This is a genomic window from Shewanella cyperi, assembly GCF_017354985.1.
Classification (GTDB): Bacteria; Pseudomonadota; Gammaproteobacteria; order Enterobacterales; family Shewanellaceae; genus Shewanella; species Shewanella cyperi.
Window position 1 is genome coordinate 527,767 of the sequence record NZ_CP071501.1, and the last position, 22,835, is coordinate 550,601.

Genomic DNA, 22,835 nt, shown 5'->3' on the forward strand with positions numbered 1-22,835 from the left:
ATGAACGCATTCAGTAAAGTGATAGCCGTATCCGTCGCAATGCTGTCATCGGCCGCAACCCTGGCGCTGGATCTGAAACAGGGCGAGGCCCTGGTGAACGAGCGCTGCTCCGCCTGTCATAAACCCGGCGTCATGGGCGCTCCCAAGATGGGCAACAAGGCCGACTGGGAACCCAGGGCCGCCCAGGGCTACAAGACCCTGTTGGAACACGGTATGAAAGGCCTTAACGGTATGCCACCCAAGGGCGGCGCCGTGGACGTCAGCGATGAAGTGTTTGAATCTGCAGTGACCTTCCTGCTGCAAAGCGCAGGTGTGCTGGAACAGGCCAAGTCCGGCAAAGCTGCACCCGCCCCGGCCAAAAAGGCCGATCCCAAGCCTGCCGCTCCCGCCAAGCAGGAAACCGCCGTCACCGCCAAGGTGATGCAGTCGGCAGAAGGCAAGCAAAAGGTCAAACCGGCACTGAAATTCAATCGCCTGATGAAGAGTGCCGAGGAGTGGAACCCACCGCCATATGAGGATGGTATCCACGATCCCGAAGGTGAGGGTGCCTATGCACTGCAACCGCCGAAGGAACTGTTTGAATCCCTGCCCAAGGCCCCCAGTGGAAACAGGGTGGATTGGGTCAAGGCTCTGGAAGGTGGCGCCATCACACCCAGATACGACCGTACTGATCCCAGCAAGCAACCCTTTGTGATGGATCTGAACATAGTGCGTGAAGTGAAGGGCTTTATGCCGGACGTGGTTTATCCACACAAGCAGCACACCGAATGGCTGGATTGTTCCAACTGTCACCCCGATATTTTTATTCCCAAGAAGGGGGCCAACCAGATCAGCATGGCGGCCATTCTCATGGGTGAGAAATGCGGTGTTTGTCATGGCAAGGTGGCCTTCCCGGTATCTGAATGCCGCAAGTGTCACTCCAAGAACAAGACCCAGCCCGTGGGCATTAAACAATAGAGGTACGCTGTGAAATACCTGACGTCCCCTTTGCTGCTGTTGCTCTTGTCTGTGCCCCTGGCGGCACAGACCGAGCCCGCTTTCGTGCAAAAGCAGCAGTTGATCGACAAGCTGGTCAGCTCTCAGCCAAAACAGATGTCGGCCGAAGTTCAAAAGGCCCGCGCCGATATCAGGGAGCTGCAAGCCAAGGCCCAAAGGCACTATGACGCCGGGGCGCTGGAGTTGGCGTCCGAGCTGCAACGGCAGGCCTTTGCGCTGGCGGTCAAACTCAGATCCCAATTGGGGGGCGGTCAGGCTGCAGAAGAGAAAAGCCTGGAAAAGTTCAAGGCCATGCTGGCGGTAAGTCAGGATTATGTGCAGCTATTGCGGCAGGAAAAGCAGCCAACGGCGGCACTGGCGCTGGCCGAGACCCGGCTTGGTCAGCTAAAGCAGCAAGCCAAGGCTGGTCAGTGGCAAGCATCTTGGGACGAACTGGATGATTTGCACTACGCGCTGGCACTCCAGGTCAGTCGGACGCTCGACAAGCAGGAACGTACCGTTGAGCTCAAGCTGGATACCCCGCAGCAGCAGTATGACTATGAGGTCCGCATCTACGATGGCATGCTGCTGATGCTGGAGCGCTCAAAAGAGGGAATGGACAAGGCGACACTGAGCAAACTGCAGCAACAGCTGGCGCAGGCTGGTACACTCAGGGAAAAAGCCCGGGCCTTGGTAAAGGGTAAGCAAACGGCGCAGGCCGTGACTGTTATGGAAGACGCAAACCTGGAATTGAAGCGTGGGATGAGAATGATAGGCATCAACCTGCCTTAGGGAGTTTTTGATGTATAAACACCGTTTTTCCACTGTTCTGCTTGCCTTGTCCCTGGTGTGTGCCGGGATACCGGCAATGGCTGAAACTCAGGCTCCGGAATACCCGCCGCTGAATGTGCAGCCCGAGGGTAAGCCCAGCCGTTATGCTTTTGTGGCCAAGTTGCTGGAGGTGTCTTCCGGTGCCAAGCAGGTGCAAGCCAGCACAGACCCTGAAGTGATAGCCACCTATAACGAAGCCCGCAAGCTGTTCGAACAGGCCAATACCGCCGCCGACACTACCGGCATCAACATGTACCTGAACATGGCGGTGGGCAAGATGTACAGCGCCATTCAGGCTTCGACTCCCAAAAAAGTCAGTTCAGACAAATTCAAACAGGATTATGAACAGCGGCTCAAATCGGTTGATGCCCTGTCCGAGGCCTATCAGCGCATAGTGCAGGAAAAGCAAGCCGAAGAAAAAGGCAAGCTGGTGATGGCTCAGGTGGCTAAACACAAGTCTGCCGCCGCTGATCTCGGGGCCAAAGACGACTATCAGGCGGCCAGAACCGAGCTGGATCTGGGTTACAACCTGATAAAAAGCGCCATTGAACTGCTGCGCGGTGGCGATACCCTGACCCGCACCCTGAGCTTCGCCAGTGCCGAGGAAGAGTACCATTACGAAAAAGACCGTAATGATACCCACTTTATGCTGGTTAACCTGTTGGTGAACAGCAAGCTGGAAAGCAAGCCTCAGTCCTTCAAGGATAAAATTGCCCAGATGGTGCAGGAGGCAACCGAGGCCCAGGAAGTGGCCGAATCACTCGCCAAGAAAGGCAAGCACAAGGAGGCCATTGCCAAGTTGGAAGAGTCGACTTCCGTATTGGTCAAGGCTATCCGCATGGGCGGTATCTTTATTCCCAGCGCCTGATGAAAAGAGGTGATATTGCATGAGATTACTCACGGGCGCGCTGCTGATGCTGCTTGGGTTGGCAACGGCCTGGGCGGCAACTGAGCCAAAAGACCCCAGGGTCTGGCTGCAGTTGCAGCAGGATGGTATTCACGATCCCGAAGGCCCGGGCGTCACTGTGTTGCAGCAGCCCGAGGAAGCACTCAAGGAGATGCCCCCTGACTTTCAAGGGGTTGGCAATCAGGTCGACTGGGTGAGGGCACTCAATCAGGGCGTTATTCAGCCCATAGATAACCTCTATGAGGCCACCGAGGTGCGCCGTTTGGATCTGGATATCATCATGCCCAATACCGGTGAAATGCCCAGGGTCAGGTTTCCACACAAGGCCCACACGGATTGGCTCGATTGCAGCAACTGCCACGATAAAATCTTTGTCCCCAAGGCCGGAGGCAATCCGACCAATATGTTTGTGATCCTGGCAGGCGAATATTGCGGCCGCTGTCACGGGGCCGTGTCTTTCCCGCTCACCGAGTGTCGTCGCTGCCACAGCGTGGCCTGGTCGGAACCCGTTAAAGGTGGACCTCAGCCATTGCCCTCCAGGGTGTATGAGCCGGTTACGGAGCAAGTGGATCCCCGCCTTAAGCAACAAGGGGGGAATCAATGACCTGCTGGCGACGAATATTGACAGTCATTTTTATTGGAACGCTGGCCACTGGACCTGTGTGGGCCGAATATGCCGATGTGGTGCTCAACCGCTATGCAGAGAGTCAGGGGATGCGCCCTGTGGTGTTTCCGCACTGGTTTCATCGCACCAGGGTGAAATGCAAGGTATGTCATTCGGAGCTGGGATTTGAAATGCGTGCCGGTTCCAACGATGTGCGCATGAGTGACATCATAGATGGCAAGTTCTGCGGCATGTGCCACAACGGTAACGTAGCCTGGAGCACCGAGCATTGTGACCGTTGCCACAGTGGTAAGCCGGGCCTGCCCAGTGGCATCTATGGTGGCAACAAAACATCGGGGCCATCCATATGGTGATGCGGCTGCTGGCCTGTGCTGTGATATGGCTATCACTGGCCGGCTGTGCCAGCGTCGAGACCCAGGCCCGCTTCGAATTTTCCTCCCAATACAGCAGCTTTCCTTTGGTCTGGCCCTCGGTGGATGTACCCCGTTACCAGTATTTGGGTGACATCATAGGTGAGCAGAATTTTCACCATGAATATGTGCAGCAAAGCACTATGGCGCGCTTCTGGCAGTGGCTGATTGGCGAGGCCGATAAACTGCCCAAGCAACTGGCCCGGCCCCAGGGGCTGGCGGTGGACGGCGAAGGCCGGCTTTATGTCAGCGATGTGGGCTCGGCCGCGGTACTGATGTTTGACACCAAGACCAATCAGTTTGCCTATTGGGGCACTGAAAATGGCCGTGCCTTCCAGTCTCCTGTAGGACTCGCCATCAAGGACAATAGCCTGCTGGTGGCAGATTCAGAGGCGGCCTGTATTTGGGAACTGGACAGGCTCTCAGGTAAACTATTGAAACGCCATGAATTCAATAGCATAGCCCAACCCGTTGGTTTGGCGTGGGCGGCCAACCGACGCCAGTGGTTTATCAGCGATGCCCAGAATCACAGCATACATATGCTGGATGAAAACCTGGCTTATGCCGGCCTGCTGGCCAATGTCCCCGAGCTGAACCGGCCCACCTTTTTGGCCTATCGGGATGGTCAGTTGCTGATTGCCGACACCCTGGCCGCCAAGGTGTACAGATTAAGCCTGGACTCGGGGGAACTCTTGTCCCTTGGCCAACGGGGTGACAGGGTCGGAAACCTTAACCGCCCCAAGGGCGTTGCCTTTGACGGTGCTGGACGGATTTACGTGGTCGAGTCCTATTTCGATCACCTGTTAATTTTCAATCAGCAAGGTGAGTTTTTATTGCCTATAGGGGGCAGCGGTGCTGAGCCTGGCAATTTTATGTTACCCTCTGGTGTGGTAGTGGATGGGCAGAATCGGGTGTATGTCAGTGATATGCTTAATGGCAGGGTCACAGTGTTTCAGTACCTGGGCACGGAGTGAATGGGAATAAAATGAGACTCACAGGTTGGCGTATCCTACTGGGCAGTATCATGGGGCTGTGGCTGACTGGGGCTGCGGCTGCGCCTTCCTCCAATATCATAATGACCAAACATAACCTGTCATCCCTTGGCAGCAACACGGTTAAAGCCAACACCGAGAGTCAGATTTGTGTCTTTTGCCACACGCCCCATGGCAGCGATAACACTCAAGCAGTGCCTCTGTGGAACCGGCAGTTGAACACCGGTGCCACCTACCAGGTTTATACTTCGTCTTCGCTGCAATCCGAAACTGTGCTGGCCCCCGGTGGCGCCTCCAAGCTGTGTTTGTCCTGCCACGACGGCACTGTGGCCATAGGGGCGGTGAATGTTGCCAATGGTCAGCTTAACCCCAGCATCGCCATGAGTGGCACCCAGCCCGACGGTACCATGCCGGTGGGCAGCGGTGCCCAAACCGGCTTTACCCGCCGTATCGGCACCAACCTGACCAACGACCACCCCATTTCCTTTACCTTTGATACCACCCTCGCCAATGCCGACGGCGAGCTCAGGGACCCGGCCTCGGTCAGCCACATTGGCACCCGCGGTAACGGGGTCTATCCCCAGTTACCCCTGGATCACGAGGGCAAGATGCAGTGCACCAGCTGCCACGACCCGCACCTGTATGACCCGGACGATGCCAAGCGCAAGTTCCTGCGGGCCAACCGCTTACAGAAGGTGACGCCCGCCGGCGGCGCCTTTGATGCCAATAACGACATGATTTGCCTGGGCTGCCACGACAAGGAAGGGGATGCCTGGTCCAACTCTGTGCATGCCAGCAGCACCACGGCCAATTACACCTACACAGATGCAGCGGCGAACCAGCGCGAGTTTCCCCTCGGCACCAAGGTATGGCAGGCCGGGTGCTTAAACTGCCACGATACCCATACTGTGGAAGGCTCACGCCGCCTGTTGCGGGAAGGCACCGACAGCACCGCCTCGCCCAAGTCCGGTGGCAATCCGGCCATTGAGGAAACCTGCTATCAGTGCCACAGGGAATTGAGCAACAACGTGGTGCAGGAAGCCGGTATCCCGGATATTCGCACGGATTTTACGACCAAGACCTACACCATGCCGATCACCAACGTTGATCAGCAAAAGATTGAGCATCATGATATCAAGGATGCCGATTTCTCCGAGGATCCCAGCCGTACCGGCAATGGCGATACCCAGAACCGCCATGCCGAGTGCACCGACTGCCACAACCCCCACAGGGTAATGAAGGCACCGTTGCTCAATGCTACAGCCCCCGGCAGTCAGGGTACCCACACCCACAGCGGCTCTTCCACACACACCAATATTGCTTCCGGAGCCCTTAAGGGCTCCATCGGGGTGGAACCCGTGTACGCCCCAGGAGCAGATGCATTTCTGCCAGACCCCGTACAGGCTAATCAGTACATTACTTTTATCGTTAAAAAAGGCGTACCGCCAGCCGGTGGCGGTACCGAGGTGACCCAGCCCTATGTGACCCGGGAATATCAGGTGTGTATGCGCTGCCACTCCAACTATGGCTTTGGCACTACGCCACCGACCCTGGGCCAAAGTAGCGGTGGTACCCCGGTCAATACCAACGGCGTGAGCCAGCTGACCAATCAGGCGATGGAGTTCAGAGCGCCGGAATCGGCGAAAGGCTATACCAAGGGCAAGAACCGTTCCTGGCATCCAGTGATGGACAAAACAAACAGGACCGCAGGCACTCGTGGTGCTGCACGCTGGTACGAGCCGTGGAAGAACATAGGTAACCAAACCATGTACTGCACTGACTGTCATGGCAGTGATAACGGCACCGGAACAGGAAGTGATTCCAATCCTGGCGGCAGCGCCCCAAGCACAGGAAAGCCCTGGGGACCCCATGGTTCAAATAACCACTTTATCCTTAGAGGTGCTTGGGAAGAATCGATATGGACAATTCAAAATGGCAATGATAAGGCGGGTGGAACTGCCATTTGTTTCAAGTGTCATAATATTGAATATCGCACAAATAAGGATGGCGCACAGGGTAACTCGGGCTTTTATGGTGGCAAAGGTGACTTACATGGCGTTCATACGGACAGAATTCGTAATGCAAGTCCCCAATTTCAGCTGAGATGTACAATGTGTCATGTGGCTGTGCCCCATGGCTGGAAAAACCGCGCTTTCCTGGCGAACTTGAACGATGTAGGGCCTGAAGGTGGACAGCCTGAGGGTACCAATATGCCCGGAAATGGTGGGTATCTTAATTGGGGGCCTTATTATAGAAAAGCGTATTTGAGGGTTTTAAGCTGGGCTGACAGTCGAACCTGGAGCGATACTAACTGTGGAAAAGATCCTAATAACTCCGATTTAAAAGGAATTAAGTGGATGAAAAGCACTTGCAGTTGATGACTCAGTTGGTCAGTAGTTTGGCGTCGCTAAAGCTCACTTTTGCCGCCATATCCCTGCTGTTGCTGGCCGTGGTCGCGGCCAATCTCTTGGGTTGGCCCTATGCCGAGGCCATAGCGGCACCGGTCTTGCTGCTGACGGTGAATCTGATTTTCGCCATCCTGCATCAACCGGCCTTTAAGCGTGACAGCAGTTTGTTGCTGTTTCATATTGCCCTGGCCATGCTGTTGCCGGTGGCCCTGTACGGCAGTCTGGCGGGTTTTCAGGGCCGCTTTGAATTGCCGGAAGGCGCCACCTTTGCCCCGGGGCAGCTGGTAGTAACCAAGCAGGGCCCCCTGCACCCCTATTCCCTCGATGAACTGTCGCTGTCGCTGCAGGCGATGGAGGCCACCTATGTGCCCGGCAAAAGGGCCCAGCGGCTGCGGGCGCGGGTGTGGCTTGATGATGAACAGTGGGTGGTGGCCGAGCACCTGCCGCTGGTGTGGCGCGGCTACCGCATCAATGTTTCCAAAAACATAGGTTTCAGCGCCCTGTTGCAGTTCACCGACGGAGCAGGGCAAACCCTGACCCATGGGGTGAATTTCCCCTGGCTGGCGGCCAATGAGCTGCGCCAGGCCAACGAAGTGGCCTTGCTGGGTGAACCCTTCTGGCTCAAGCTGGAAGGGGTGGAGTCCATGCTGGAGAGCAACATGGATGCGGTGGATTTTGTGCCGCCCGCCGCTGCCTTTTTGGTGCTGCGCCAGGGCGAACGGCGGCTGGAGCTGCGGCCCGGGCAGGAGATTGCCATCAACGGTGGTCGCCTGCGTTACCTGGGCCTTGGCAGTTGGCAGGGCTTTGAGATTATCTACGATCCGGCCAAGCCTTTTTTGCTCGCCATTGGTGTTATTCTTTGTGCCGCCATGGGCTGGTACTTCTACCGCCGCTTCAGCCGTTACGACTGGGCCGCTTCAACCGCCACGAACAGATCGTCCCAGTCTCCGACAGATGCTTCCTAGGGATTCTGCGCGCCGTTCAACTCCCGGCTGATGATATCGGCTTCCACCTTGGGGTTCAGGGAGACAGAGATGGGGAAGCTGACAAAATGGCCGCGGCCCTCGGCATTATCATCGTGGATGGCGATGGCAAAGGTGTAAACCTTGCCCGCTTGCAGCGACTTGTCGGTTTTATTGTCACCCGTATCCAGGGGCCGTTTGAACGCCAGGGTATAAATACCTTTGTCCCAGCTGGCTTCGATGCGCTGCATTTCGCTGCTGTGTGCCTGCTGGCGGGACACATAATATTGCGGCAGCAGGGCGCCCTTGGGCAATTTGGCGGCATCGAAAGGCGCTGTGTTGTGGCCTTCGACCAGGGTCAACAGGCCTTGCTGTTTTAACAGATCCAGCTTGTTGAGGGCGCTGCGGCCCTGCACCTCAGGGTTGAACATCCAAATGGGTTCACCGGTCCTGGGATTAAAGTTGAGTTTGACACTGGGCTCGCCCGGATCCTGATAATGACTGTCGAGCAGCCAACCATCATCCACTATCCCCAACACCCCGGATGTGGCCGAGCGCCATTGCCATACATCGGCAAACTGGCCCTGGGCCTGTTGCTGCATCAACTCGGTTTCTTTGAGGGGCTTGGCGCGGGCGCCGCGACCGCTGTGACTGGCGGGTAAAAATTTGTCACTGCCGGCACCCACCGCGGCTAAATAATTTTTGAGTCCTGGGCCCTGTCCCTTGGCGGGCTTGCCCTCTTGCGGCAGGTGACAGCTGAGAAAGCATCCCTGACTGCTGAATAGGGGGATGCTGCCATCGTCCCACATGATAGAAAAAGCTTCTTCTGCCGGCGCGTTGAATTGCAGCGGCTGCCATTGACCGTTTTCCAGTGTCAGCAGGCTATGCAAACGCGCCGGTTTGTTGGCTTGCCCCTGCCAACGGGCCCTGACATGCAGGAAGTTATTGTCATGGGCGATTTGCAATTGCAGCCTGAGGGCGCCCATCTTGCCGGGGTAGCTGTCCTGGCTGCCTTTGACCAGCATATTGCCAAGCCCGTATTCCTCATCCTTATGGCAGGCGTTGCAGCGCCGCTGCTCAAAAAAAGGGTCCTGAAAGCCCGGATGACGGCTGGAGTTCAGCCATTCAAAGCTGACCTTGCCGGGAAAAAACAGGGTGCGGCTCACCACGGGTACATCGTTCCAGTTCACTTCCGACCAGGTGTCCGTCAGGGTCAGGGGCTCGGCCTGGGCAAGGGGCCAGGCCAGCAGTCCCAGAAGTACCGGCAGTGCTGATTTCATTTGTTGCTCCCCAGCATACGCACGAGGGTGATGTCCTTGAGTATAAAGTGATGATAGAGGGATGCAGCCACATGGACCAGCAACAGGGCGGTGCTGCCCCATACCAGGCTCTGGTGCAATTCGCTGGCAAACCGGATCAGCCAGCCGGTGCGTTCGGGAAAGCCCGACCACAGGGTGATACCGAAGAACAGTAAGGGTTTGGCCTTGGCTGCTATCAGCAACATGCCGGAGAGGGGGATCATAAAGATCACCAGGTACAGGGCATAGTGGCCCATACAGGCCATGACGCGGGCAAGGGGACTGCCCAGCGCCTTGGGTTTACCCACCAGATGCAGGGTTACCAGCCGCAGTATGCTCAGCAACAGTACCAGCAGCCCAATGGCGTAATGGGTCTCCAGCAGTGATACATCCAGAGACGGCGTGGCCAGTGCCTTCCAGGCCATAATAAAGGCCAGTGAACACAATAAGGCGGTCAGCAGGTGAATGCATTTGCTGAAACAGTGGAAGTGTTGAACGGGTTTGTCTGCTGCCATTTTGGATGCCCTCCGCAGTGGTCTTGGCGCTATTCTGGCACCTGCGGCAGCGGCATTTTGTGATTCGAGTGGAATAAATTAATTAGCCTTGCTGAATATAGTGCTGAAAAGGCGAGCAATTGATGACTTTGTGATCCTGCTCGGATTTCGGATGCAGACAAGGCGCTAGGCAGGACCCACAAGGCCGTTGGCGGGGCGTTGTGGATCCAAAGACGTTGTGGGTCACTCAGATCAGTGCTTGTCCTTATAGTATTCCTTCCATTGATCGGACACGCCTGGATGGATCTGACTGTGGCAACGGGCGCAGTCGGTGAGGGTAAAGGCCACCACACCGTGGCAGGTGCCGCAATACTGGCCTGAATAGATGGTCGCCATAGAGATGTCGGCCGTGCCCGTTTTCTGGGCAAAAATATCGTCATGGCAATTGGTGCAGGCCAGCCACTCGCTGTGGGTCTGGTGCGGGAACTTGACCCAGGGCATGTTGGCCGTGTCCTTGAAAATAATATCGTGTTTCCATACCGGCATTTCTTCGGGCTCACCAAACTTGTTCACCCTGGGAGCTATTACGCCCTCGCGCAGCAGCGCCGCCCAGTCGGGCTTACCGAAATCGTTCAGCGGCAGGTCGGCAAAGGCGGCCTTTTGAGACTGCAGCGCCTGCAGATCCGGGTTGGCAAGATTGTGGATGCCGTCATCCCATTCAGCCAGGGCCTGTTCGTCGTTATTGGCCTGGGGGGTATTGAGGCGGGGGATCTTGCCCTTCACCAGGCGCACGTTATAGGAGGCGGTTTTGGTCAGCACTGTGGATGGCACGCCGGTGGCAAAGTCCAGAGTCCAGGCATATTCAGGGTTGTTGGCAAAGGGGGTGGATGACCAAAAACGCCAGCTGGGGGTATTGGGGAACATATGGCTGTTGATGGCCGGATCCTGGCAGTCGTACTTCACCAGGGTTTGCAGCTCGTCTATGGTGGGCACCCGCCAGCCATCCTGACCCGTTTCCTTGATGGTGCGCTCTACGGCGCTGTCCAGCTGAGAATAAGTGAACCAGGATTTAATCATACGTTTACTGGACTCTTCGCAGCCGGTGCCGTTCCAGAATTGCCCCACGGAGCAGCGCTGCCACAGCAGGCCGGTGACCCTGTCCCGCACCAGGCCCGTGTCTTCAAAGACAATAAAGCGTTGGTCGGGCTGGGAGGTGCCGGGGCGGCAAGTCTGTTCAGCAAGGCTATTGCTTGAAAACAGCAGGCTTGAAAGCAATAGGGTGGAAAACAGCGGGGCGCAAATCAGTAACGGCTTAGTGCTTGGCTTCATCTTTCTCGGTCACGTCTTTTTCGGTCACGGTATTTTGTGACACATAGTCAGGCTTTAATTTTTCTTCCCATAGCCAAAGCGCCGCCCTTGCTTTGTTATCGAATGCCTTATCGTGCTCAAGGTGAAGAAAGGTTTGCATATATTCTTTGGCGAGGCGTAACTCGTTGCCCGCTTCCGCAACCAGAGCCAGGCCGTAGTAGGCGTTGGCCTGATTGCTGTTGAGATCCAATGCATGTTCGAGTGCGCTGCGGGCAAAGTCCCATTGCTCCAGGGCGATAAAGGTGTAGCCCAGATTGACCTGTGCTTCGACCACATTGGGATAGCGACCGATAAATTCGTGCCATTTCACCAGCGCCGCTTCAGGGTGACCATATTGCATCAGGGTCACGGCATCGTTGAACGCCTGCAGCTGTTGGTTCTGCTGTGCCGTTTTGGCATGGCCCGCAGGGTCAAGGGCGCCACTGACATAATCGGTCGGTTGTTGCAGTTGCTGCTGGGGCTCAAGCTTGGGCGTCAGGCTGTCGCTGCGCCAGTAGCTGGGGTCTTGGGCTGAGTCCTGGTATTTGTGTTTATGTCCTGTCACAAAGGATTGCGGCAGCAGGCTGAACACAGTGCCGAGCACCAGGGTCGCAAACACGAAAAACACTATGTTACGCAGGCGTTTGTCATTCATGGGCTTAATTATCCGCAGGGGCTGTCAGCGGCCTGAGCTTGTGGCCGATGCGAGAGGGGCTGGGGCGGCGTAATTGCCCGGCAATCTTCAAACAAATGGTCGCAGTGGTGGCCAACATCAGCAAGCCACCCACGGCCAAACTGCCATAGATCAGGTATTGCAGCGAGTCCACCACCCAGATATAACCCGAGGTAACTTTGCGGGCGGCCCCAAAACTGCCAAGGAACCAGAGTGACAGGCTGACCAGCAATATGCTGCTGCCATACCAGCCCAGGGGAGCTGTGGTTTGTGTCTGGGTCAGCAGCGCCCTGAACAACAGCAGGTTGGTGAGTCCTAACATGGCGTGGTAATGGGCCGGTACAGTCAGGGTGCCATAGGTCATAAATGCCCCCTGCAACAGTCCCAGGGCCAGTATGCCCCCGGCCAGTATGCTGGTTCTGTCGTGCAGCAGTGGTTTCAGATCCATCAGCACCACCAGTAACAGAGGGGCGCAACTGGCATACATCATCAATGAGGTAAACAGTTCATGGTGCAGTTGCGGCTGGGTGACAGTGCCTTGGGACAGGGCGTACCCCAGGGTCAGCAAGGCCGCGATAGGTGGTATGGTGCCGACCAGTTTGATTGGGAGGCTGTGATTTCCGGGTTTCAGCCACAACGCCGCCAGCAAGGTTCCCAGGGCGCAAACGTAAATATGTCCCGCGGCCCACAGTAATCTCTGGTAGCCGCTCAAGGGATCCAAATTGACCGGCAGCTGGCCATAGAGCAGCGCCGGTGTTGCCATGGCCAGTAACAGGCAGGCCAGCGCCATACGCAATAACCAGGCTGAGTTGTCACCGGCATGACTCAGCAGTCCACGCAGGGCCGTGATGGCTACGGCAATCAGATACAGGCCGAGGCCCAACAGGAAACACCAGGAGGTGGACAGGGGAAAATAATCCAAAGGTACCGGACTGTAGGAAGGCAAAAAGAAGGATACCAGCACCAGCACCAGCCCCAGACCGGCCAGCAGACTCTGGGGTTGACCCTGTCCCTTCAGCAAGCGGCTGTGGGTCAATTGGCATACAGAGGCGGTGAGCCAAATGAGAAATGACAGGGTGACATGCAATACCAGCACACCATGGAAGGCTTCAATGCCGTTGCTGGCCAAGGGCGAGTGTGGCAGGCGCATGGCGATCAGCAATATGGCCAGCAGACTGGCGAGGATCAGGGAGGCGATCGCCAACAGGCCCCAGCCATTAGCAGTAAGAATTTGAATTCTTTTGCTGATGTTCATCAATGCACCCAAATCTTTGGCTTGTTTCAAAGCATAATGCGTTGGTTTAAGATACCAGAAATGTCTATATGTGGGGACTGTTTTGGATCAACAACTGGAGCTTTTACTGTTATGGAGTGGCCTGGGCTTATATGCCTTGGCCGGAAGTTGGGGCCTGGCAGTTCTGTTAATATTCCGACGCATATCGGCGTTATTATTTCCCACCATGATTGCCGGATTTTTATTTCATACCGCGGCCATTACCGTGCGTTGGGTGGAATTTGGTTACGGTCCTTTTGTGACCATTTTTGAAATACTATCCAGTAATATCTGGAGCTTTGTGCTTATCTGGCTGCTGTGTTTCTATCGCTTTACCCGGGTGCGTCAGGCTCTGCTGATGGCCTGCCCTGTGTTCTTTATGATGATGGGCTGGTTGCTGCTGGCCAATCCAGGTAAAACCTTCTTTCCTTCAACTTATTACACCGTGTGGCTCTATATTCATGTGGGCTTTGGCAAGGTGTTTCTGGGCGCGGTATTGATTGCCGTCAGCCTGTCTTTGACCGTGCTTATGCGCTTGCTCGCCAGGGGCCGCTGGGCGTTTCAGGCCTTACCTGCGGATGATGCTTTGTCGGAATTGGCGTTTCGCTTTCTGGCCGTGGGGCTGGTATTTGATACCCTGATGCTTATTTCCGGTGCCATTTGGGCCCAAGATGCCTGGGGCCGATATTGGAGTTGGGATTCTTTGGAAGTGTGGGCCCTTATTTCCTGGATTTGTATGGCCTTAACCCTGCATGCCAGATTTGCCCTGGAATTAACGCCCAGAAAAAGTGCGCTGCTCGTCATTGCAGTTTTTTCTGTGGCCTTCCTCACTTTTTTCGGAATCCCCTTTATCTCTCAGTCTGCCCATAAAGGTATAATTTAGCCTTACCTCAACATACGCGGATGCCCGATATGAAAATACGTCTTTGCCTCTCTTCAGTTTCAGCCATGCTATTGCTCGCTGCCTGTGGTCAACCCCAGCAGGCTGAGACGCCGGCGGCTCAGGAACCTCAGCAACAGGTCACCGGGCAACTGCCTGCGGGCCACCCACAACTGGCCGCGGTTTCCCAGGACAGCATCAGCCAGGGCGCGCTTATTGGTGGCGTGGTGGAAGAGGTGTTGGCCGGTGGCGGCTACACCTATGTCAAAGTGACAGTGGATGGCAAAGAGCAGTGGGCGGCCGCCCCCATGACCAGCGTTACCGTGGGTCAAAAGGTGGCTTGGGAAACCAATGCACCCATGACCAATTTCCACAGTTCTACCCTGAACCGCACCTTTGAAACAGTGTATTTCGTATCCCACTTCAACACCCCGGGCATGATGAACCAGGCTGCAGCCCAACCCCATGGCGCTGATCACACCATGGCGCAGGCGCAGGCTCCCGCCGGTGCCAGCACGGCCGAAGTGCTGGAAGTGTTCGCCTCTGCCGGTTACACCTACCTGCGGGTGAATGAAGGCGGCCAGGAAAAATGGTTGGCCGTACCCGAAACCCAGGTGGCCCAGGGCACCATGATCAGCTGGAACGGTGGTTCTGAAATGAACAACTTCACCAGCCGCTCTTTGAACCGTACCTTCGACTCCATTTGGTTTATTGACCATATCCAGGTTAACTAATCTGAACCACCACCGGTAACTCATACCGGCAAGGTCCTGATGCCAGTCAGTCAAGCTGACTGGCATTTCTTTTGCTGGCAATAGCCACAATTTGTATTTCGGCAGTGTCGTTAAGCTGTCTTCTGATGGTGACTGTCAGCGCCGTACCCGTCTAAAAAATCCTTATTCGCATCCTGGGTTTCAGAGCCCGTCAGCTTCACTTCGAGTCTATTCGTGACTGTAGTCCGTCAGTCCTCAAGTGCCTCGGTATCGCACAAGCTCATTGGCTTACAAGGCTTTTTCCTGCAGCGGCCATTCTCATTTTTGAAAACTGCCCCCCAAAACCCTCTACCTCTTTTTGATTAGAGTCAAATCAAAATCCGGTCACAGCCAGTAATATCTGCGGCTAATTTTTGGGCATTTATGGCTTGCCACCAGGCTGGCCCAAAGCTCAATTCCTTGAATCTTATTCCTAACAGGGAAGACCGTAATACATGGATGTCGTCAGCAATCATGCCTCAACCGAGACCGAAACACGCAGGATATGCCCACTGGCGCAGCGCACACCAGTGCGTACTTTCGTGCGTGACAACCAGATTTAAACCTCCAAAACAACAATTACCCTCAGGCTTGCAAGGACAGAATCCATGCCGAAAAAAACTCACTTTAGACGAACCAAAATCCAGCGCGGGTTGGCCCTGCTCGGGTTGGCACTCCCCTGGTTACACGCCCAGGCGGCACCGCAGATCGAAATAGGCAACAACAGCATTCACATTATTAAAGATGATGGCAGCCTCTGGAGCTGGGGTGAAAACTATAATGGTCAAACCGGTGTAGCATCACCTAATGATAAAATCCAATCACCGCAACTTATAGCCGGGAATTGGAAACAAGTAGGTGCTGTTGGTGGTCTCGCTATTAAAGCCGATGGGACACTATGGAGAATATCTGACACAGGCAGCTCAGATGATCCGGTTCTACAAGCCTTAACGAGGCAGCCCCAACAGGTGGGGGAAGACAATGATTGGGCACAAGTCAGTCAGTCATATGATGCCGTACTTCTAAAGCAAGATGGAAGTCTTTGGCTTTACACAAGAGATCCAAATGACCCCTTAAGTGAATTCAAAATTGAGCCGCTAGATGTGGGCGCAGAACCATGGTTAGCTGTGAAAGCTGATGCCCATCGATTGTGGGCCATCCGCGCCGATCATAGCCTCTGGTACTGGCAACGAGATTACTTAAATGGTCCTTTACCTTATGCCCGTCATCAGTGGGGTACAGATACGGATTGGGAATCTTTTGGAGGAGAGTCCGATACGATCCGTATCGTGAAATCCGATAAAAGTACCTGGGAGAATGTAGCGAAAGATGCATGGTTTTATTCTTCAGTCAAAATCGAACAGAAATATGATTCAAGTTGGCTAGCTGTGGACAGCCACATACGCTACTTTGTTGGAATTAAACAAGATCACACACTTTGGCAATGGGGAGAGATAGTCGAGCCATCAGGTTTCAGAGATTATGTTCAAAGAACAATAGAACAACCTGAGCAGGTCGGCTCTGACAGCAATTGGGAGAGTGTCAGTGCTGGGGACCACTTCGCAATTGCCAGTAAAAGTGATGGCAGTCTTTGGGGTTGGGGGCTAGAAGGTAGTTCATCTTTTCTTGGAGTTGACTACTGGATTCCCAGGCAAGTGAGTCAAGAAACAGATTGGTGGAAAACAAGAACTGGTGGTTATGGTTCTTTTGCGATTAAGGTGGATGGTACGCTTTGGTCGTGGGGTTACAGTGAACAACTTGGTCTGAGTAATAGTACTACTGATGAATGGGGTTATATCCAAACACCGGATGTTTGGCACCCACAACAAGTGGGTGGAGATCGGGATTGGGTTGATATAAGTGCGGGATGGCGTCACATAGTAGCCCTGAAAGCCAACGGATCAATTTGGTCTTGGGGTGGCAACCGTTACGGGGTTTTAGGGCTTGGCATTGAAAGTACGTCCTTTGGTTTGGATTCGCCGGCACAGATTGGCGACCGCACAGATTGGGTCAAAATCGCTGCCGCAGAAGATACCTCCTATGCCATCGACAACAGTGGCAGACTTTGGGCATGGGGTGAGAATAGCGAAGCACAGATAGGTGATGGTACCGAAGAAGACCGAATTGTGCCCACTCAAGTTGGTAATGACACTGATTGGCGTGACATCACCGGCGGCTGGGGGCACGCCCTGGCCATTAAAGCAGACGGTAGTCTTTGGGGCTGGGGGCGAAATTCTCAAGGTCAGCTGGGTGATGGTACTACTGAAGACCACCCCACTCCGGTGCGAATAGGCTCTGATAATGATTGGAAGACCGTAGTTGCTGGTGATAGCCATAATATCGCCCTTAAAGCCGACGGTAGTATTTGGGGGTGGGGATTTAATTATTCAGGTCAAGCGGGATTGGGGCATAATAATCCAGCTCTCCAACCAAGCAGGATAGGTACAGACAGTGACTGGATAGAAGTAGGGGCCGACGATGATGGTTCATTTGCTATAAAGTCAGATAACAGTCTTTGGGTTTGGGGAAAGGGAGAGGCACTTGGATTAGGTGGCTTGGTCTATAACCATAATGCCCCGGTTAAGATGTCAACGCCTGCAACTTGGTTTGCCATTGGTTTTGGTGCAGATTCACGCCACAAAACTGCAATTAGGTGTGATGGTACATTGTGGGCCTGGGGCCGGCGTTTCAGTGCACTGGGGCAGGAGTATAACAATGTTATTACTGAACCTACTCCTATTTTCATTCCTGCACAGCTACCTGACTACTCAGTAAGTGATGCCTCACGCTGCCTCCTTTCTGGCTCTGAAAACATAGACCTGCAAGTTGCCAGCGCTTCAGTAACCACTACCGGCAGCATCAATGCCGGCAGCAACCTGGACGCCGAGTTTTCCATCAGTAACCTGGGCAGTATAGGCACGTCGTCAGAGCCTTTTGTGGCCCAATGGTATCTGTCTGCAGACAACCAGATCGATACCAACGACATAGCCCTTAATTCTGTGCTGCTAACGGGTATGAACAGTGGCGAGACCTTGGCTTATTCCAGCCAGGTGAATATTCCTATCACCACTCAAGCCACAAGTTATTTTTTGATACTGTTGATTGATGCAACCAATACTCAAACCGAGTCGGATGAAAGCAATAACAGTTTCAATTTGGGACAAATCACTGTGGCAAGGCCCAATGGCAGGCCGGAACAGCCGCCAGGCAAGATCAGACGAAAACAATAATGTCCTTACTGGGAATAGCTTAATACCTGATAAGTCACGGTAAAGCCAATTTTAGAAGGCTATACCGTGGTGTTTAGATTCCGGATGATGTTTAGAGTTTGGGATGACATAAAACACCAATGCCAAAGCTGACTGGTGATCTTGTCTGGTTAGGTATTTAAATTGATGGAAACAAAACGCCCCGGCTCTTATGGAACCGGGGCGTTTTTTATGCGTGTGTTAGGCTCAGATTACTGGTCTTTGCCGGCCTTGATACGGGTAACACCGCCGTAGCTGCCAATCCAGTATTCCCCTTGATTGTCTATATCCATGGAGAACACTGTATCTGCCACCAGGCCATCTTCGCGGTTTAAGGTCCTGGCGACCTTTTTGTCTTTGTCCAGCAGTGACAGGCCCATATTGGTGCCGAGCCAGATCCCGTCACTGCCCTTGTCGCCGTGCAGCATAAATACGTGATTCGATGGCAGGCCATCCTTCTTGGTCAGCACTTCGAACTTGTTGCCGTCAAAGTGACTGAGGCCGGCGCCCCAGGTGCCAACCCAGACATCACCGTTGTCGGCTACCGTCATGGACACTATGTAGTTGGGGTTATAGGCGGTATTGACCCCCTGTAAGCCCTGTTCCATTTTCTGCTTGGCATGGTGGCGGGAGTAGGCGGCAGGATCTGTACCAAAGGAGGTCTCTTCCTTGACGTCATCATAGTTGGCGCCCAAACCATCGGCATGGGTCCAGTGGGTCCAGGTTTCATCCTTGAAGCGGGCCAGGCCCCCTTCGGTGGCGAACCAGACCTCGCCATTTTTACCTTCGGCCAGACCGTAGACCCAGTCGTTGGGCAGGCCGCCTTTGGTATTTTCGACTGTGAACACTTCCCAGGCATCGGGATTGTCCAGCTGCCCCTTTTTGATGCGGTTGGCGCCGGTCCAGGTGGCAATCCAGAGATCGCCATTGCTCATTTTCAGGAAGTCATAGACGAAGGGATCACCCAGACCTTCGGGCACGTTGTAGCGTTGCCAGTGGCCGGTGTTTTCATCCAGCAGGGTCAGGCCACCGCCATAGGTACCTATCACCATGCGGTTGTTATCGAAGCGACTGACATGAAAAACGCCGTTGGCCAGCAGGCCGTTGCGGACATCGTAGTGACGGTATTCATCGGTTTCTGTGTCATAACGTACCAGGCCCCCGGAGGTGCCAACCCAGATGATCTTGCCGTCGGCAAAGATATCCTTCACGTTACGCTCACCCACAGCATAGCGGACAAATTTACTGCTGGGGTCCTTGGCCGGCATATCGGCGGCTTGCGCTGGCAACAGGGTCAGACTGCCAAGGAGCAGACCGATACAGTGAGAGACTAAAGCGCGCTTCATTTGTTCCTCCGCAGATGGGTGACGCCACCCTGGGTGCCTACCCAAACGTCATTTTCCGGGGTGATGGCAATGGCATAGACGTTGTTGTTGATCATGCCTGTGCCCTTGTGGAAATACTGCCAGTGCTCGCCGTCAAAGCGGGACAGGCCCTTTTCGGTACCAAACCAGAGTGCACCGTCCTGATCCTGGGCTATGGCATAAACTATGGTGCCCTGCAGTCCCTGGGATTCATCGAGGTTGTGCCATTTGCCATCGACCAAATGACCTACGCCGCCCCCCCAGGTGCCGGCCCAGATGCTCTGGTCGCGCTCATCCACCAAAATGGAGAACACGTAGCTTGGGTTGTAGGTGGCTTGACCGCCGGAGAATACCCCCAGGTCATGACGTGAACGGGTACCCAAACCCGTATTGGTGCTGTAGGGCAGATTGCTGTCGTTGGCGGCACCCAGGCCATCCTTGTGATCCCAGGACTGCCAGTTTTTGCCGTCATAATGGGTGACGCCGCCTTCGGTACCAAACCAGATATCGCCTTTTTTATCGACGGCTATGCCATAGACCCATTCGTTGATCAGCTGCTCAACATAGGTCTCGAATTTTTCGGTTTTGGGATCAAGGCGGTTGGCACCGGCCCAGGTGCCTATCCACAGGCTGCCATCGGGATGATTGGCAAAGGAGTAAATCCAGTAATCCGCCAAACCGTGCAGTGGGAAAAAGGTTTTCCATTCGCCATCTTTGAAGCGGCTCATGCCGCCGGCGTTGGTGCCGAACCACTTGGTGCCGTCCGGGGCCACGTTGATGGCAAACACGTATTCATTGGCCAGGCCGTGATCGCGGTTAAAGGTGCGCTGCAATTCCCCTGTCACGTAATTGACTTCACTTACGCCGACTGAGCTGCCGACCCAGAGTGACTTCTCCTTGGGTTCCAGTGCCAGTGAACGAACCACCAGGCTTTCACCCATCTGAAAGTTTTCCACCAGTTGAAACGGCGTGTCATCGTGCGGCTTGGGACTGTCACAGCCCAGCAGGGACAGGCCGCAGAGCAAGGGTAAAATCAGGTTGAACTTCATCGTCCCATTTTCCTTAAATGGCTAACCAGATCATAGAGTTGTTGTTCGTTGAGTACGCCTGCGAAGGGGGGGCAGGAACGTTTACCATTTTCAATGCGCAGCGCCAGTGCCTTGGGTGATTGATTCAGCCCTTGTTGCAAATTGAAGTTGGCTGCACCCGGCATCACGGGTTCGCCGTCGCTGCCATGGCACTGGGCGCAATGGCGTTGGTAGAGATCGGCGCCATTATTGTTGGCCACGGCAGAAAAGCTGCTCAGGCAAAAAATGGCAAACAGCAGCTGCTTGTTCATGGCGAATTTCCTTTAATAGCTTGCAATTGACTGCTTTTTTCCGCGTATGCGGCTGCCTTTACAGGGTCCGCGGCCTGCCCCAGCAAGCCGTCGCGGTAAATTAAGTGCAACCTGGTCAAGGCGTTGATATCGTTAAGTTCTGCTGCCCGTTCCAGCAGCTCAAGGGCCTTAACCTCATCCTTGGCGATACCAAACTGACCCTCGGCCTGAATGTTGCCGAGCACCACCATGGCAGGGGCATATTCCTTGGCTATGCACTCGTTAACCATGGCAAAGCCTTGTTCCACATCTTGGGGCAGGAAATCGCCTCTGAGCAGGAAGCCTGCCAGCTGCAGCTTGGCAAAGGCGTCGCCGCCGTCAGCTCCTTTCCGGTACATCTCAAGGGCTGCATCCGTGGTGCCGCCTTTTTGCAGTACAAAGCCCCAGAATCCCTGGGCTTCCGGCAGTCCCAATTCGGCGGCTTCCTGCAGCAGCGGCATGGCCTCAAACATATTGTCCTGAGCATACATTTGGCGCCCCTCTTGGAGCAGGCGAGCGGCCTTCTCCATATCCGTTTCCTGAAGCTGTGCCTTTTCCTCGGGCTGTGCCGTCTTCTCGGACTCTAACAGCGCCGGCGCTTCGGGTGCGGCCTGTGCCATGGCAGTCGGGGCCAGCGGCAGGGCGCTAAGGAGCCACAGCAGTCGGGGCAGGGCAATGTGTCGGTATGGACTCATGAGTATTCCTCCAGCTTGCGGTACAGACTGGACAGGCCAAGACCGAGAAGTTTGGCCGCGGCGCGGCGGTCGCCGTCGACGCTGTCCAGGGTTTCTTTGATAATCTGTTGTTCGTATTGTTTCAGGCGATCCCTGAGGTTGGTCTCCTCAGGTAAGCTGACACCGGCACGCTTGTACAGCTGTTGCGGCAAATCTTCCACCCGGATCAGGTTGTCTTCCGCCAGGATCACCGCCCGTTCGGCAATATTTTCCAACTCCCGTATGTTGCCGGGGAAATCATAGCCCAACAACACGGCCTCCACTTCGGCATCTATCTCAAAGCTCTGGCTGAGACCGAGCTTTTTACGCTCGTTTTCCAAGAAAAAGCGGAACAGGGGCAGCAGGTCCTCGCGTCTTTCGCTGAGGGATGGCAGCAGGATGGAAAACACATTGAGGCGGAAATAGAGATCTTCCCGAAATTCGTTGCGTTCAATCATGCCCGGCAGATCGCGGTTGGTGGCGGCAATGATACGCACATCCACAGGGGTAAAGCGATCGCTGCCCACGGGGCGGATTTGCTTGTCTTCCAGCACGTGCAACAGCTTGGCCTGCATGGCCAGGGGTAATTCGCCTATCTCGTCGAGGAACAGGGTGCCACCCGAGGCCGCCTCAAACAGGCCAATTTTCTTGGTGCTGGCACCGGTGAACGCGCCCTTGCAGTGGCCGAAGAGTTCACTTTCCAGCAGTTGCTCGGGAATGGCGGCACAGTTGACCGGAATAAAAGGCTTGTTGGCGCGGCGGCTGGCGTTGTGAATATTTTTGGCCGTCACCCCTTTGCCCGAGCCGCTGGCGCCGCAGATCATCAGGGTGGCATCGGTATTGGCCACCTTGGCGACTATGCGATCAACCCTGGCCATGGCTTCGGAAGCGGAATGAAATACCTTGTCGGACACCTGCATGGCGGCATTGCGCAGGGCGTGGTTTTCGTTGCGCAAATCGATCAGATCAGCGATGAGCTTGATCCTGTGTTCCACGTCCTCGTTGCGCAGTGGTTTCATCATGTAGTCGTAGGCACCGGAGCGCATGGCATCTATGGCCGTTGATACCGAGGCAAAGGCGGTCATGATGACAAAGAAACACTCGTGTCCCCGACGCCTGGCTTCTTCTATCAATTCAATGCCTGTCATGCCCGGCATGCGCACATCGCTGAAGGTGACATCCACTTCATTGGCGGCCATTTCGGTCAGGGCCTCTTCGGCATCTTTGGCGGTAATGACTTCGTGGCCCAGGCGGCGAATGGCGTGTGCCAGCACCTGTCTTATGGCTATCTCGTCGTCGACTACCAGTATTTTCAGTACTTTCATT

At 54.9% G+C, this 22,835-nt stretch carries 21 protein-coding genes; 11 read left to right on the forward strand and 10 right to left on the reverse strand.

Annotated features, from left to right (window positions below; translation table 11 throughout):
* From JYB84_RS02205 to JYB84_RS02240, 8 genes are read left to right on the forward strand one after another with little or no spacing between them, the layout of a single operon-like run.
* On the forward strand, window positions 1-957 hold the full coding sequence (locus JYB84_RS02205) for a c(7)-type cytochrome triheme domain-containing protein (RefSeq protein WP_207321827.1): 957 nt from the start codon (window positions 1-3) through the stop codon (window positions 955-957).
* A 9-nt stretch (window positions 958-966) separates the two neighbouring features.
* Entirely contained in the window at window positions 967-1,767 is an 801-nt protein-coding gene (locus tag JYB84_RS02210; protein WP_207321828.1) for a hypothetical protein, read from the forward strand.
* A gap of 10 nt (window positions 1,768-1,777) precedes the next feature.
* The gene (locus JYB84_RS02215) at window positions 1,778-2,674 is read left to right on the forward strand and encodes a hypothetical protein (RefSeq protein WP_207321829.1); all 897 of its coding nucleotides are present in this window, start codon (window positions 1,778-1,780) and stop codon (window positions 2,672-2,674) included.
* 19 nt (window positions 2,675-2,693) lie between these two features.
* Window positions 2,694-3,317, forward strand: a complete 624-nt coding sequence (locus JYB84_RS02220; protein ID WP_207321830.1) for a c(7)-type cytochrome triheme domain-containing protein — start codon at window positions 2,694-2,696, stop codon at window positions 3,315-3,317.
* A 17-nt stretch (window positions 3,318-3,334) separates the two neighbouring features.
* Window positions 3,335-3,691 (forward strand): c(7)-type cytochrome triheme domain-containing protein, encoded by a 357-nt coding sequence (locus JYB84_RS02225; RefSeq protein ID WP_207321831.1) that lies wholly within the window; start codon window positions 3,335-3,337, stop codon window positions 3,689-3,691.
* On the forward strand, window positions 3,685-4,722 hold the full coding sequence (locus JYB84_RS02230; protein WP_207321832.1) for a 6-bladed beta-propeller: 1,038 nt from the start codon (window positions 3,685-3,687) through the stop codon (window positions 4,720-4,722). The genes JYB84_RS02225 and JYB84_RS02230 overlap by 7 nt, the downstream gene beginning before the upstream one ends.
* Window positions 4,723-4,733: 11 nt before the next feature.
* Complete coding sequence (locus tag JYB84_RS02235) at window positions 4,734-7,118, forward strand: cytochrome c3 family protein (RefSeq protein WP_207321833.1); 2,385 nt, start codon at window positions 4,734-4,736, stop codon at window positions 7,116-7,118.
* On the forward strand, window positions 7,094-8,113 hold the full coding sequence (locus JYB84_RS02240; RefSeq protein WP_207321834.1) for a cytochrome c biogenesis protein ResB: 1,020 nt from the start codon (window positions 7,094-7,096) through the stop codon (window positions 8,111-8,113). The genes JYB84_RS02235 and JYB84_RS02240 overlap by 25 nt, the downstream gene beginning before the upstream one ends.
* On the opposite strand, the gene JYB84_RS02245 is transcribed toward JYB84_RS02240, so the two are convergent.
* From JYB84_RS02245 to JYB84_RS02265, 5 genes are all read right to left on the reverse strand, one after another.
* Window positions 8,110-9,390 carry an ethylbenzene dehydrogenase-related protein gene (locus JYB84_RS02245; protein ID WP_207321835.1) on the reverse strand — a complete coding sequence of 427 codons (1,281 nt, stop codon included), beginning with the start codon at window positions 9,388-9,390 and terminating at the stop codon, window positions 8,110-8,112. The genes JYB84_RS02240 and JYB84_RS02245 overlap by 4 nt on opposite strands.
* On the reverse strand, window positions 9,387-9,923 hold the full coding sequence (locus JYB84_RS02250) for a cytochrome b (RefSeq protein ID WP_207321836.1): 537 nt from the start codon (window positions 9,921-9,923) through the stop codon (window positions 9,387-9,389). The genes JYB84_RS02245 and JYB84_RS02250 overlap by 4 nt, the downstream gene beginning before the upstream one ends.
* Window positions 9,924-10,154: 231 nt before the next feature.
* On the reverse strand, window positions 10,155-11,231 hold the full coding sequence (locus JYB84_RS02255; RefSeq protein ID WP_207321837.1) for an Lcl domain-containing protein: 1,077 nt from the start codon (window positions 11,229-11,231) through the stop codon (window positions 10,155-10,157).
* Complete coding sequence (locus JYB84_RS02260; RefSeq protein WP_207321838.1) at window positions 11,215-11,904, reverse strand: tetratricopeptide repeat protein; 690 nt, start codon at window positions 11,902-11,904, stop codon at window positions 11,215-11,217. Before JYB84_RS02260 ends, JYB84_RS02255 begins: the two co-directional genes overlap by 17 nt.
* A gap of 4 nt (window positions 11,905-11,908) precedes the next feature.
* On the reverse strand, window positions 11,909-13,177 hold the full coding sequence (locus JYB84_RS02265) for a hypothetical protein (RefSeq protein WP_207321839.1): 1,269 nt from the start codon (window positions 13,175-13,177) through the stop codon (window positions 11,909-11,911).
* Window positions 13,178-13,454: 277 nt separating this feature from the next.
* Between JYB84_RS02265 and JYB84_RS02270 the strand changes: the two genes are divergently transcribed.
* From JYB84_RS02270 to JYB84_RS02280, 3 genes are all read left to right on the forward strand, one after another.
* On the forward strand, window positions 13,455-14,078 hold the full coding sequence (locus JYB84_RS02270) for a cytochrome c biogenesis protein (RefSeq protein WP_207321840.1): 624 nt from the start codon (window positions 13,455-13,457) through the stop codon (window positions 14,076-14,078).
* Between the two features lie 29 nt (window positions 14,079-14,107).
* The gene (locus JYB84_RS02275; protein ID WP_207321841.1) at window positions 14,108-14,809 is read left to right on the forward strand and encodes a hypothetical protein; all 702 of its coding nucleotides are present in this window, start codon (window positions 14,108-14,110) and stop codon (window positions 14,807-14,809) included.
* A gap of 626 nt (window positions 14,810-15,435) precedes the next feature.
* Entirely contained in the window at window positions 15,436-18,057 is a 2,622-nt protein-coding gene (locus JYB84_RS02280) for an RCC1 domain-containing protein (RefSeq protein ID WP_207321842.1), read from the forward strand.
* Between the two features lie 230 nt (window positions 18,058-18,287).
* Here the strand turns inward: JYB84_RS02280 and JYB84_RS02285 are convergent, their stop codons facing one another.
* Genes JYB84_RS02285 through JYB84_RS02305 form a run of 5 tightly spaced genes read right to left on the reverse strand, consistent with a single transcriptional unit; the run spans window position 18,288 to window position 22,834 of the window.
* Window positions 18,288-19,421, reverse strand: coding sequence for a ligand-binding sensor domain-containing protein (locus tag JYB84_RS02285; RefSeq protein WP_207321843.1), 1,134 nt, complete (start codon window positions 19,419-19,421; stop codon window positions 18,288-18,290).
* The gene (locus JYB84_RS02290; RefSeq protein WP_207321844.1) at window positions 19,418-20,488 is read right to left on the reverse strand and encodes a ligand-binding sensor domain-containing protein; all 1,071 of its coding nucleotides are present in this window, start codon (window positions 20,486-20,488) and stop codon (window positions 19,418-19,420) included. The genes JYB84_RS02285 and JYB84_RS02290 overlap by 4 nt, the downstream gene beginning before the upstream one ends.
* On the reverse strand, window positions 20,485-20,778 hold the full coding sequence (locus JYB84_RS02295; RefSeq protein ID WP_207321845.1) for a c-type cytochrome: 294 nt from the start codon (window positions 20,776-20,778) through the stop codon (window positions 20,485-20,487). The genes JYB84_RS02290 and JYB84_RS02295 overlap by 4 nt, the downstream gene beginning before the upstream one ends.
* Window positions 20,775-21,491, reverse strand: coding sequence for a tetratricopeptide repeat protein (locus tag JYB84_RS02300; protein WP_207321846.1), 717 nt, complete (start codon window positions 21,489-21,491; stop codon window positions 20,775-20,777). The genes JYB84_RS02295 and JYB84_RS02300 overlap by 4 nt, the downstream gene beginning before the upstream one ends.
* The gene (locus JYB84_RS02305; protein WP_207321847.1) at window positions 21,488-22,834 is read right to left on the reverse strand and encodes a sigma-54-dependent transcriptional regulator; all 1,347 of its coding nucleotides are present in this window, start codon (window positions 22,832-22,834) and stop codon (window positions 21,488-21,490) included. The genes JYB84_RS02300 and JYB84_RS02305 overlap by 4 nt, the downstream gene beginning before the upstream one ends.
* Between the last annotated feature and the right edge of the window lies 1 nt (window position 22,835).

Excerpts from the sequence above, each read along its gene's own strand:
- JYB84_RS02255 (WP_207321837.1), bottom strand. The coding sequence starts at position 11,231 with ATGAAGCCAAGCACTAAGCCGTTACTGATTTGCGCCCCGCTGTTTTCC.
- JYB84_RS02275 (WP_207321841.1), top strand. The coding sequence starts at position 14,108 with ATGAAAATACGTCTTTGCCTCTCTTCAGTTTCAGCCATGCTATTGCTC.
- JYB84_RS02235 (WP_207321833.1), top strand. The coding sequence starts at position 4,734 with ATGAGACTCACAGGTTGGCGTATCCTACTGGGCAGTATCATGGGGCTG.
- JYB84_RS02260 (WP_207321838.1), bottom strand. The coding sequence starts at position 11,904 with ATGAATGACAAACGCCTGCGTAACATAGTGTTTTTCGTGTTTGCGACC.
- JYB84_RS02245 (WP_207321835.1), bottom strand. The coding sequence starts at position 9,390 with ATGAAATCAGCACTGCCGGTACTTCTGGGACTGCTGGCCTGGCCCCTT.
- JYB84_RS02295 (WP_207321845.1), bottom strand. The coding sequence starts at position 20,778 with ATGAACAAGCAGCTGCTGTTTGCCATTTTTTGCCTGAGCAGCTTTTCT.
- JYB84_RS02280 (WP_207321842.1), top strand. The coding sequence starts at position 15,436 with ATGCCGAAAAAAACTCACTTTAGACGAACCAAAATCCAGCGCGGGTTG.
- JYB84_RS02290 (WP_207321844.1), bottom strand. The coding sequence starts at position 20,488 with ATGAAGTTCAACCTGATTTTACCCTTGCTCTGCGGCCTGTCCCTGCTG.
- JYB84_RS02300 (WP_207321846.1), bottom strand. The coding sequence starts at position 21,491 with ATGAGTCCATACCGACACATTGCCCTGCCCCGACTGCTGTGGCTCCTT.
- JYB84_RS02265 (WP_207321839.1), bottom strand. The coding sequence starts at position 13,177 with ATGAACATCAGCAAAAGAATTCAAATTCTTACTGCTAATGGCTGGGGC.
- JYB84_RS02250 (WP_207321836.1), bottom strand. The coding sequence starts at position 9,923 with ATGGCAGCAGACAAACCCGTTCAACACTTCCACTGTTTCAGCAAATGC.
- JYB84_RS02305 (WP_207321847.1), bottom strand. The coding sequence starts at position 22,834 with ATGAAAGTACTGAAAATACTGGTAGTCGACGACGAGATAGCCATAAGA.
- JYB84_RS02205 (WP_207321827.1), top strand. The coding sequence starts at position 1 with ATGAACGCATTCAGTAAAGTGATAGCCGTATCCGTCGCAATGCTGTCA.
- JYB84_RS02220 (WP_207321830.1), top strand. The coding sequence starts at position 2,694 with ATGAGATTACTCACGGGCGCGCTGCTGATGCTGCTTGGGTTGGCAACG.
- JYB84_RS02285 (WP_207321843.1), bottom strand. The coding sequence starts at position 19,421 with ATGAAGCGCGCTTTAGTCTCTCACTGTATCGGTCTGCTCCTTGGCAGT.
- JYB84_RS02230 (WP_207321832.1), top strand. The coding sequence starts at position 3,685 with ATGGTGATGCGGCTGCTGGCCTGTGCTGTGATATGGCTATCACTGGCC.
- JYB84_RS02215 (WP_207321829.1), top strand. The coding sequence starts at position 1,778 with ATGTATAAACACCGTTTTTCCACTGTTCTGCTTGCCTTGTCCCTGGTG.